The sequence below is a fragment of the Methylobacter sp. BBA5.1 genome (assembly GCF_000746145.1).
GTDB classification, from domain to species: domain Bacteria; phylum Pseudomonadota; class Gammaproteobacteria; order Methylococcales; family Methylomonadaceae; genus Methylobacter; species Methylobacter marinus.
Window position 1 is genome coordinate 191,587 of sequence record NZ_JQKS01000006.1, and the last position, 10,020, is coordinate 201,606.

General features: G+C 54.7%; 11 protein-coding genes and 1 tRNA gene. 5 read left to right on the forward strand and 7 right to left on the reverse strand.

Features of this window, described 5'->3' with window-relative positions:
- Position 1: 1 nt before the first annotated feature.
- The 6 genes from flgG to flgB are packed head-to-tail and all read right to left on the reverse strand — an operon-like array spanning position 2 to position 4,414.
- The gene (gene flgG / locus EK22_RS05950; protein ID WP_020157944.1) at positions 2-790 is read right to left on the reverse strand and encodes a flagellar basal-body rod protein FlgG; all 789 of its coding nucleotides are present in this window, start codon (positions 788-790) and stop codon (positions 2-4) included.
- Positions 791-840: 50 nt separating this feature from the next.
- Positions 841-1,581 (reverse strand): flagellar basal-body rod protein FlgF, encoded by a 741-nt coding sequence (gene flgF / locus EK22_RS05955; protein ID WP_020157945.1) that lies wholly within the window; start codon positions 1,579-1,581, stop codon positions 841-843.
- Positions 1,582-1,603: 22 nt separating this feature from the next.
- A complete protein-coding gene (flgE, locus tag EK22_RS05960) occupies positions 1,604-2,902 on the reverse strand; it encodes a flagellar hook protein FlgE (RefSeq protein ID WP_020157946.1) in 1,299 nt (432 codons plus the stop codon).
- A gap of 15 nt (positions 2,903-2,917) precedes the next feature.
- Positions 2,918-3,589 carry a flagellar hook assembly protein FlgD gene (locus tag EK22_RS05965; RefSeq protein WP_020157947.1) on the reverse strand — a complete coding sequence of 224 codons (672 nt, stop codon included), beginning with the start codon at positions 3,587-3,589 and terminating at the stop codon, positions 2,918-2,920.
- A gap of 13 nt (positions 3,590-3,602) precedes the next feature.
- Positions 3,603-4,019: a flagellar basal body rod protein FlgC gene (gene flgC, locus EK22_RS05970; RefSeq protein ID WP_020157948.1), complete on the reverse strand. Its 417-nt coding sequence runs from the start codon at positions 4,017-4,019 to the stop codon at positions 3,603-3,605.
- Positions 4,020-4,021: 2 nt separating this feature from the next.
- The gene (gene flgB / locus EK22_RS05975; protein WP_020157949.1) at positions 4,022-4,414 is read right to left on the reverse strand and encodes a flagellar basal body rod protein FlgB; all 393 of its coding nucleotides are present in this window, start codon (positions 4,412-4,414) and stop codon (positions 4,022-4,024) included.
- A gap of 313 nt (positions 4,415-4,727) precedes the next feature.
- Between flgB and flgA the strand changes: the two genes are divergently transcribed.
- From flgA to EK22_RS06000, 5 genes are all read left to right on the forward strand, one after another.
- Complete coding sequence (gene flgA, locus EK22_RS05980) at positions 4,728-5,426, forward strand: flagellar basal body P-ring formation chaperone FlgA (protein ID WP_036248919.1); 699 nt, start codon at positions 4,728-4,730, stop codon at positions 5,424-5,426.
- 78 nt (positions 5,427-5,504) lie between these two features.
- Positions 5,505-5,813 carry a flagellar biosynthesis anti-sigma factor FlgM gene (gene flgM, locus EK22_RS05985; RefSeq protein ID WP_020157952.1) on the forward strand — a complete coding sequence of 103 codons (309 nt, stop codon included), beginning with the start codon at positions 5,505-5,507 and terminating at the stop codon, positions 5,811-5,813.
- Complete coding sequence (locus tag EK22_RS05990; RefSeq protein ID WP_036248922.1) at positions 5,810-6,310, forward strand: flagella synthesis protein FlgN; 501 nt, start codon at positions 5,810-5,812, stop codon at positions 6,308-6,310. The genes flgM and EK22_RS05990 overlap by 4 nt, the downstream gene beginning before the upstream one ends.
- 137 nt (positions 6,311-6,447) lie before the next feature.
- Positions 6,448-6,524: transfer RNA gene (locus tag EK22_RS05995), tRNA-Arg, on the forward strand.
- A gap of 170 nt (positions 6,525-6,694) precedes the next feature.
- Entirely contained in the window at positions 6,695-7,957 is a 1,263-nt protein-coding gene (locus EK22_RS06000) for a DEAD/DEAH box helicase (protein ID WP_036248925.1), read from the forward strand.
- A 152-nt stretch (positions 7,958-8,109) separates the two neighbouring features.
- Here EK22_RS06000 and dbpA read toward each other — a convergent pair whose 3' ends face one another.
- Positions 8,110-9,492: an ATP-dependent RNA helicase DbpA gene (dbpA, locus tag EK22_RS06005; RefSeq protein WP_036248928.1), complete on the reverse strand. Its 1,383-nt coding sequence runs from the start codon at positions 9,490-9,492 to the stop codon at positions 8,110-8,112.
- Positions 9,493-10,020: the final 528 nt, after the last annotated feature.

The following is a 10,020-nucleotide window of genomic DNA, read 5'->3' on the forward strand; positions in this document are numbered from 1 at the left end:
TCTACAGTTGTTGCGTCACAAAGGACAGCATCTGATCGGTGGTCGAAATCGCCTTGGAATTCATTTCGTAGGCCCGCTGCGTCTCGATCATGCTGACCAGTTCCTCAACCACGTTGACATTAGAGGTCTCCAGCGAACCCTGCAATAACGTGCCGAATTCATCCTCGCCGGGCGTGCCGATGATGGGCGTGCCGCTGGCGACCGATTCGCGGTACAGGTTTTCGCCGACCGGTTCAAGGCCGGTCGGATTGATGAAATCGGCCAGCTGGATTTGCCCCAGCTCGACCGGCGTGGCATTGCCGGGCTGCAGGGCCGATACGGTCCCGTCCCGGCCGATGGTGATGCTGATCGCGTCCTCGGGCACGGTAATGGCCGGCTCCAGCATCAAACCGCCCGAGGTCACGAGCTGGCCCAGGGAGTCCAGCTTCAACGAGCCGTCGCGCGTATAATTGATATCGCCGTTCGGCATCAGGATCTGCAGAAAGCCCCGGCCATTGACGGCAACATCGAGCGAATTTTCGGTCTGCTGAATATTGCCCTGCGTATGCAGTTTCTCGGTGGCGACGGTCCTGACGCCGGTGCCCAGCTGCAAGCCGGTCGGCAGTTGCGTGTTCTGGGTGGACTGCGCGCCGACCTGTCTGACGTTTTGATAAATCAAGTCTTCGAAGATGGGCCGGGATTTCTTGAAGCCCGTGGTATTGACGTTGGCCAGGTTGTTGGCGATGACCGCCATGCGGGTCTGCTGGGCGTCCAGACCGGATTTGGCGACCCATAATGCGCGTTCAGTCATGATAGTCTCCTAAGTGACAATATTTTGTTCTATCCGAGTTAATGCATTGTTCATGCCATCTGCATCAGTTTGGCGCTGACGGCGGCGTTGTCGTCGGCGTTTTTCATCACCTTGGTTTGCAATTCAAAATTCTTGGCCAGCTCGATCATGTCCACCATGGCAGCAATCGCATTGACATTGCTGCCTTCCAGGACGCCCTGCACCAGGCTGACCTCGGCGCTGGCCTCGGGTGCCGTGCCGTCCTTGATATACAACAGGCCGTCGGCCTGCTTCTCGAGATTGTCAGGCGCCGGCTTGACCAGCTTGATGCGATCAAGCTCGACCATGGCGCTGGCATTGGCGCCCAGGGGGATTATGCTGAGCGTGCCGTCCTTGCCTATGGTCAGTTTTTGCGACGGCGGAATGGCGATCGGCCCGTCCTGGCCCAGAACCGGCAGACCGGCGCCGGTCTGCAGCATGCCTTCGGGTGTCACGCGCAGGTCCCCGGCCCGGGTATAGGCTTCCTTGCCGCTGGCGCTCTGGACGGCCAGCCAGCCCTCGCCTTCTATCGCCACATCCAGTTCGCGTCCCGTGGTCTGCATGGCGCCGGCCGACAGATCGGTTCCCGGACGCTCGGTCATGGCATAGACGCGCGTCGGGAACCCCGCGCCGAACACCGGCTGGCTTCGGAACTGCTCCAGGTCGGACTTGAATCCCGTGGTCTGGGTATTCGCCAAATTATTGGCGTTGGTCGTTTGCGCCAGCAGCGTCTGCTTGGCGCCGCTCATGGCGATATACAGGCTTTTGTCCATAACGGCTCCCCTACCCTAGTGTTTAACGGATATTCAAGATCGCCTGGGTAATGGTATTTTCGGTCGAAATGGATTGGGCATTGGCCTGATAAGCCTGTTGGCCGATGATGAGGTTGACCAGCTGCTCGGACAGGTCGACGTTGGAAGCCTCTACCGAACCTGACTGAATGGTGCCGAAGCTGCCTTTTCCCGGCTCGCCCGGAACCCGCTCGCCGGAATCGGCGCTTTGCGCCCAGGTCGAGTCGCCCAGTTTGGTCAAGCCTTGCGGATTGGCGAAGCGCGACAGCGCGACCTTGCCTAGAGGCGTCGAGCCGCCATTGCTGAATCGTGCGAATACGATGCCTTCATCGCTGACGCTGATGCCGGTCAGATTGCCGGCAGGCAAGCCGTCTTGCGCCAGATTATTGACCGAGAACACGCTGCTGAACTGGGTCGTGCCGGTAAAATCCACGGAAAACGCCAAATCATCGACATTCAGGTTAGGATCTATGTCGGTGGACGCTATGGCGCCATAAGAGGTCTGCCCGAGCGGCGCAGTCAGTTTTCCGGCCGTATCGAAAGTCATCGTTATCGATGTCTGGCTGCCGTCCAGAGGCAGGGTGGCAAGTGAGCCGTCCACATTAAATGGCTTGCCGTCGATAAACAGATACGCTTCCCAGGTGTTGGGCGTACCGGGGCTCTGGCTGACATAATAAGTGCTGGCGATATGGGAATTGCCTTGTGAGTCATAGATCGTCATCGATGACTCATGATTATAGGAATCGGGATTAGTGGGATCGACCGGCGAGCTGACCGGCGTCGTCTGCGTCGATTGTAAGTTGGCGCTGACAGCCAGCGCCGAGGAGGCAACGGGCGAGCCCTGCTCGGCATTGACTCGCAGCGGTTGAAAAACGCCCGAGCTGAAGCCGTCGGCGACGGTCGTGCCGTTCGGCTTGAAGGCCATCAAAAAATTGCCCTGATTGTTTACGACATAGCCATCCTTATCCAGCTTGAATTCACCGGAGCGCGTGTAAATGGAGGGCTGATCGGATGTCGCATCGGTGCCGAGCGAGAAAAAGCCTTCGCCGCTAATCGCCAGGTCCAGGTTATTGCCCGTGGCATTGATGTTGCCTTGCGAAAATTGTTGGGCAACGTTGGTGACACGCACCCCTGTTCCGGGCTGGGTTTTACTGACGCCGCCGACACTGGACGCATAGACATCGGCGAATTCCGCCCGCGATTGCTTGAATCCGGTCGTGTTGGCATTGGCGATGTTGTTTCCCGTTACCGCTAAATTTTTAGAGGCCGCATTCAAGCCACTGATTGCCGTAAAAAAAGTCATTTTTGCTCTCCAATCCTACAAAATCTGCTTAATCTGATTAAAATCGACCGCGCCCAACCCCTGCAGGTTGACGCGCATGGCCTGCTGGGCATTTCCCAGCACGACACTGTCTACTTTCGAATAAACCTGCGTGGCCAAAGCCGTATTCTTGCCGTCAATCGTCCCGGTCGCCTCGATTTTATAAACGCCCGGATTCGCCGGCAGGCCGTCCTCGGCCATGCCATCCCAGACAAATGGCACCGTACCTTGCGAATGGCTGCCCAGCGACAGGTTTCTGATGGTTTCGCCGGTGCTGGCATCGACGATCTTTACCGCCACATTCGCTGAACTGCCGGTCAGTTCCAGCTGGCCTTTGATGTCGCCGCCCGCGGACAGCAAGCCCTGGCTGGACGGCGCCGAAACCCATCGGCCGACCAGGCTGGAGGCCTGCAATGCCTGGTCCGAGCTGATCGATTCGGCGAAGCTTTTAAACGAGCTCTGGAGATCCTGAATCCCCGAGACCGTCCCGAACTGTGCCATTTGCGCCAGAAAGTCGCCATTTTCCATCGGTTTTGACGGGTCCTGATGCGTCAACTGGGTGGTCATCAGCTTCAGAAACTCCTCCTGGCCCAGCGCCTGTTTTTTTGCCGGCGCCGGTTCCGCGCCGGACAGGCCCAAGGCCTTGATCGTGTCTATTCCGATACCCATGTGCTATTCTCCTTTACTGTCCCATTCTCAATGTCTGCAACATCAACTGCTTGGCCGTATTCAAGACTTCCACGTTGTTCTGGTAGGAACGCGAAGCCGACATCATATTGGCCATTTCCTCGACCGTATTGACGTTGGGCTTGTAGATGTAACCATTTTGATCCGCCATGGGATGATGCGGCGCGTATTCCATGACCGCCGGCGCCTGGCTCTCGACCACGCCCAGCACGTTGACCTTGCTGGCGCCATCGTTCTGGTCCAGGGCATTTTTCAGCTCGGCCGCGAACACTGGCTGCCTGGATTTGTAAACCTGATCGGTACTGCTGCTGACGCTGTTGGCGTTCGATATATTGCTGGCGACCAGATTCAGCCTTAACGACTGCGCGTTCATGCCGCTGCCGGCGATATCGAATATGCGAAAAGACGACATGTTTATTCTCCTTTCAGGGCCAACATCAAGCCCGAGAATTTCTTGTTGATGAACTCCAGGCTGGCCTGATACTGCACCGCATTTTCGGCGTATTTGGCCTGCTCGACATGAGCCTCGACGGTATTGCCGTCCAGGGCAACCTGATTGGGATTGCGATACAGTAACTGCGCGCCCAACAATTGCTGCCCGGGGGCGAAATGTCCCGGCTGGGTACGCTCCATCACCGGATGTGACGGCATGCTTTGGTTCAAAATCGACTGAAAGTCCAGATCGCGGGCTTTGTATCCCGGTGTATCGGCATTGACCAGATTGGCGGCCAGTATTTCGGCACGCCTTTCCCGCAAAGCCAATGCCTGAGGATGAATGCCGAGCGCCTTATCAAAATTTATAGCCATATGGTTACCTCCAATTGCTTGCCTTAATACCAAAGCACAGCGCATACCAAGACACAATTAATTCAATAAAATCATAAAGATAACAATTGGCTTTCGGCGACTATATTCGTCTCCGGACGGTCTGGGCATTAAAAAAACAGGCTACCCGGCAAAAAATGGCCGCCCTGCAACAGCCATATATAAGGAATCGAACCGAAAAGAGACGGCGTCAATAAATTGCCGCGCCCGGCCAGCGAAGCTGGGAAAATACAGGTTCTTACTTGGCATCAATCCTGCTTAATTCCTGTTTAAGTCATGAATCCGACGCTTAATTATGTTTAAAAATATAACGGCCACGTTGACCCTGGCCTTTGCACTAGTGACACCCGGCCATGCGGCCGAGTCGTTTCAATCGCACGAGTCCATTTATGGGCGCGTCAACGATCATATTGCCCGGCATATAAACACCGAGGCCGAATACGAGGTCGAGCTGTTGCCGCTCGACAACCTGTTGCAATTGCCGGCCTGTACCGAGCCGCTGGAGACTTTCACCACGGCCGACGTCATAAAGCCGGGCCGGAATTCAATCGGCGTGCGCTGCAATGCCGATAAAAAATGGTCTATTTTCGTCGCGGCCGTGATCAAGGTTTATCAGCGCATCCTGGTCTTGACCCAGCCGGTGCAACGGGATGAGATCATTACCCGCGGGCACTTGTCGTTCGAGAAAAGAGACGTTTCCCGGCTCAACGAGAATTTTGTCACGCAACCGGAACAGATTGAAAACAAACAGGCATTACGTCATATGCCGGCCGGTGCCGTGCTCAACGCGAAAAATTTTGTTGAACCCAAGCTCATCAAGAGAGGCGACAAAGTCATCATCAGCGCCACACAGCCGTCTTTTGACATACGCATGAACGGCCAGGCCATGATGGACGGCATCAAGGGCCAGCTGATCCGGGTCAAGAATCAGAATTCCGGACGCATTATCCGTGCTACCGTTATCGAGCCGGGACGGGTCTCCGTCAATCATTAAATCCGGCCCATTAAATATTAAAGTTTTATACTATTGCGCCGATAACAGTTGCAGATACAGAATCCGGAGAAACTTGACATGGCTATCGAATCAATCACGGGCAGAGCGCATCCCCCGTCCTCGCCCAAAACAGCATCTAAAACCGAAGCCGGGGCGCCCAAGCAAGCAAGCGCCCAGGCGCCCGGAAAAGTTGATAGTATTGCGATCACTGCCGCCACGCAGGAAATAAAAAAGGCCTTTGCATCATCAACATCAGCCGTGGACATGGAGCGCGTCGCGGCGGTAAAGAAAGCGCTTGCCGACGGCAGTTACTCGATCGATGCCGAGAAAATTGCCGAAAAACTAATTCAGTTTGAAAAATTACTGCCGCCCGAGAACAGCACATGAGCCTGATAGAACAAACTTTTCCCATCATGGAAAAACTGATCCTAAATGCCCTGCAGTTGGCCGAACAACTGCATCAGCAACTGACCCAGGAAACCGAAGCGTTAAAGCATATCCAGGACGCTGAGCTGATCGACACGATAGCCGCCAACAAGAGACAACTGGTCGCCCAACTGGAGCAATTCAGCCAACAACTGGGCCAGGTACTGGCTACCGAACAACTGCCCAATCATCAGGACGGCGTCCAGGCTTATTTTCAACGCACCGAGGCAGCGGGGCTCTCAAACGTCGAATTAACCGGCAGTTGGGCGAAACTGATGTCCCTTTGCGCCGAATGCCGGGCTCTGAACGAACAGAACGGCGCCAGCATCGAACTCCTGGCCCGCCATACCAACCGCTCGCTGCATATTCTCAAAGGCAAGTCCCAGACCACCATGACCTATGGCCCGGACGGCTCAACCCGAAGTGATAATTTTACCCGCCCTTTGATTTCGGTATAATCCTTCACCCTTGACAATAAACGGGTGTGGAAATCTGCTAATCCGTCACAGGAAGGCTTCGAGCATTACCTTTTTATCCTGGAACGAGAACAAAAAAGCATTAAATCCTCCGCTTATGGTAAAATTGTTTTTATTTTGCCCCGATAGCTCAGTTGGATAGAGCGGTCCCCTCCTAAGGGACAGGCCGGTGGTTCAAATCCGCCTCGGGGCGCCATTAACACCACGAGTATCACCGTAACGATACGTCATTAACCCCGTCACTCGAAACGTCGAGAACAAGTTGACTGCAATCATCATTATCTTGACGCGTTTTTATTAGAATTATCCCCTTTACCCAGGCTGCAAGACTCATATCACTATCAGCCCTCTATTGAGACTTTTACTATGTCATTTTCCACTCTCGGCTTATCCGATCCACTATTGCGCGCCATTGCCGAGGCCGGCTATACCCGACCCTCGCCGATTCAGTCACAGGCCATTCCTGCGGTACTGAAAGGCCACGATCTTCTGGCCGCCGCGCAAACCGGCACCGGAAAAACCGCAGGATTTACGTTACCCATCCTGCACCGCTTATCAGAAAAGTCTTATGGCGCCAACCGGCCGATAAGAGTGTTGATATTGACCCCGACCCGGGAACTTGCCGCCCAGGTCGGCGAGTCTGTCGCCAAGTACGGCGCGCACCTGCATCCGCGCCTGAAGTCGGAAGTCGTTTTCGGCGGCGTTAAAATCAATCCGCAAATGATGCGCTTAAGGGGCGGCGTGGATGTGCTGGTGGCGACGCCGGGCCGCCTGCTGGACCTGGTCAACCAGAATGCGGTCAAACTGGATAAAGTCGAAACGCTGGTGCTCGATGAAGCCGACCGCATGCTGGACATGGGCTTTATTCGCGATATCCGCAAGATCATTGCACTGCTGCCGAAAAAACGGCAAAACCTGCTGTTTTCGGCAACCTTTTCCGACGATATCCGCAAGCTCACGACCGGTCTTCTGGTCAATCCCGTAAAAATCGAAGTGGCGCCGCGCAATACAGCCGCCGAACTGGTTGAACAAATCGTCTACACCGTCAACAAACCCCAGAAAGCGGAACTGCTCTGCCGTTTGATAAAAGAAAACGACTGGCGGCAAGTGCTCGTGTTTACCAGCACCAAACATGGCGCCAATAGATTGACCGAAAAGCTCAACAAAACCGATATCAAAGCCGCCGCCATTCATGGCAACAAGAGTCAGGGCGCCAGAACCAGCGCACTGGCGGGCTTTAAAGCCGGTGAACTGCGCGTGCTGGTAGCGACCGATGTGGCGGCACGCGGCATCGATATTGCGCTGCTGCCGCACGTAGTCAATTTTGAACTGCCCCGCGCGCCGGCCGATTATGTGCACAGAATCGGACGTACCGGGCGGGCCGGCGAGGAAGGCCAAGCGGTCTCATTAGTCTCGCATGACGAGTACAGCGCCCTGCGGCTTATTGAGAAACTGATCGGCAAGCCTATCAAACGCGAACAGATTGCCGGCTTTGAAGCGTCCGAAGTCGCGCCCCCCGAACCGCCTGCAAAACCGCGCGGAGCGCGCCCCGGCAGAAATTCAAATCCGCCGCGCCGACCGGCAAGCACACAGAGTAAAGGACAATTCCAAGCCAGAAGCCGCGCCTGACTTTCAACGGGCGGCGTGACTTTTGGTAGTCGCGTCCATACGCTTGGGATTGGGTTAAACAGCCGCCTGACTTTCGGGCGAAATCAGGATTTATGCAGGCCGGGCTGACGCTTTAGCGAAACCCCGGCCTGCCGTCCCAATCCGCGGGCCTCTCAACTGGCTTTACGCACCTTAAAACCGCGCCCTTTTATCTTTCCTGCCTTTAATCGCGCCAGCGCCTTGTCAACGCTGCCTCGTTTGACAGCGACAAACGATTGCAGATCAAAAATGTCAATCTTGCCGACTTCGCTGCCCGCCAGGCCTGCCTCGCCGGTTAATGCCCCCAGAATATCGCCCGGACGCACTTTATTCTTGCGCCCTCCGTCTATATGCAATGTCACCATGGGCGGCTCGAACCGATGTTCGTGCCGCATCTGAAAAGGCGCCACTTCATCCCAAATCGCCGGCGCATTCTGGTAATCCTCAATGGCTTTTACCCGCATGGCTTCCTGTTCCGTGCATAAACTGAGCGCCAGACCTTTTTTCCCGGCACGCCCGGTACGTCCGATCCGGTGCACATACACTTCAGGGTCCCAAGGCAATTCATAATTGATTACCGCTTGCAGATCCTTGATATCCAGGCCGCGGGCGGCCACGTCGGTGGCCACCAGGATGGAACAGCTTTTATTGGCAAAGCGCACTAAGACCTTGTCCCGGTCCTTTTGCTCCAGGTCGCCATGCAGGCACTGAACGGAAAAGCCGCTTGCCTGAAGCTCATTAGCCAGGTTCTGGCAGTCTTTTTTGGTATTGCAGAAAACCACTGTCGATTCAGGCCGATGGTAGGCCAGAAGATAGCCCAGCGCATGGGCTCTGCGCGCTTTCGCTGTCTGGTAAAAGCGTTGCTCGATATCGCTGTCAAGATGATGAGCCTCGACACTGACCGTCACAGGCTTATACTGATAATGCCGGCTCATTTCCCGTATCGGGTCGGAATAAGTGGCGGAAAACAGCATGGTTTGTTTGTGATTCGGCGTATAGGAAATGACATCGGCAATGGCCTCTGCAAAGCCCATATCCAGCATCCGGTCCGCCTCATCCAGCACCAGCATCTTGAGATTGCTTAAGCGCAGACTGCCTTTGCGCAGATGCTCCTGCAATCGCCCGGGCGTACCGACAACAATATGCACGCCATGCTCCAGCGAACCGACCTGCGGCCCAAACGGCACGCCGCCGCACAAGGCCTGTACCTTGATATTCTGAGTAAAGCGGGCCAGCCTGCGGATTTCCTTGCATACCTGGTCGGCCAGTTCCCGGGTTGGGCAAATCACCAACGCCTGCACTCTGAAACTGCTCGGATCCAATCGCGACAGCAGGCCAATACCGAAAGCAGCCGTCTTGCCGCTACCCGTCTTGGCCTGCGCGATGACATCCTTGCCTTCAAGAATAAGCGGCAGGCTTGCTGCCTGGATCGGGGTTAATTGGCTGTAACCGAGGGATTCAATATTATCAAGCAGGGCGGGGTTTAACGGTAAAGCTGAGAATTCAACAGTGTTCACAAAGGCTCTTTATTAACGCGAATGGCCGCGGGAATGCCGCCATTGAACCGGTTATGATAACAGATCCGAATGCGCCAGACCCGACAAGGTTGGTTATGCGCGCTGGCATAATGAAACTAAGGAACGGGAATGAAATATGACCCGCAAATGAGGCAGGATTTCTGTTCCTGTTCAACGACTTGTATGATTAAAACCAAGCAACTTAACGCGTTTTCATTAGAATAGGAATTCTAGTGAAAAAAGGCTGAGGTAGACCGACACGACTTAGGTGTATTTAATAACATCGTCATGCAGCAAAGATCGCTTCAGCCTACTTTTTAAAACTCGAACAGTTGTCAGGAACACGTTGTGATTCCGTATTTTACAAGAATGAGTGCTAAAGGTAATTATTATGTCAGACCCTATAGAGGTTCAATCAGCGCCTATCAAAAAATTGCAGATGATTGGTGTTGATGTTGCTAAACAAAAGCTTGATGTCTCTGTTGACGACAACACCGCTCTAACAATTGATAATCATGAAGAAAGCTT

Excerpts from the sequence above, each read along its gene's own strand:
- flgB (WP_020157949.1), bottom strand. The coding sequence starts at position 4,414 with ATGGCTATAAATTTTGATAAGGCGCTCGGCATTCATCCTCAGGCATTG.
- flgE (WP_020157946.1), bottom strand. The coding sequence starts at position 2,902 with ATGACTTTTTTTACGGCAATCAGTGGCTTGAATGCGGCCTCTAAAAAT.
- flgA (WP_036248919.1), top strand. The coding sequence starts at position 4,728 with ATGTTTAAAAATATAACGGCCACGTTGACCCTGGCCTTTGCACTAGTG.
- EK22_RS06000 (WP_036248925.1), top strand. The coding sequence starts at position 6,695 with ATGTCATTTTCCACTCTCGGCTTATCCGATCCACTATTGCGCGCCATT.
- flgG (WP_020157944.1), bottom strand. The coding sequence starts at position 790 with ATGACTGAACGCGCATTATGGGTCGCCAAATCCGGTCTGGACGCCCAG.
- flgC (WP_020157948.1), bottom strand. The coding sequence starts at position 4,019 with ATGTCGTCTTTTCGCATATTCGATATCGCCGGCAGCGGCATGAACGCG.
- flgM (WP_020157952.1), top strand. The coding sequence starts at position 5,505 with ATGGCTATCGAATCAATCACGGGCAGAGCGCATCCCCCGTCCTCGCCC.
- EK22_RS05965 (WP_020157947.1), bottom strand. The coding sequence starts at position 3,589 with ATGGGTATCGGAATAGACACGATCAAGGCCTTGGGCCTGTCCGGCGCG.
- flgF (WP_020157945.1), bottom strand. The coding sequence starts at position 1,581 with ATGGACAAAAGCCTGTATATCGCCATGAGCGGCGCCAAGCAGACGCTG.
- EK22_RS05990 (WP_036248922.1), top strand. The coding sequence starts at position 5,810 with ATGAGCCTGATAGAACAAACTTTTCCCATCATGGAAAAACTGATCCTA.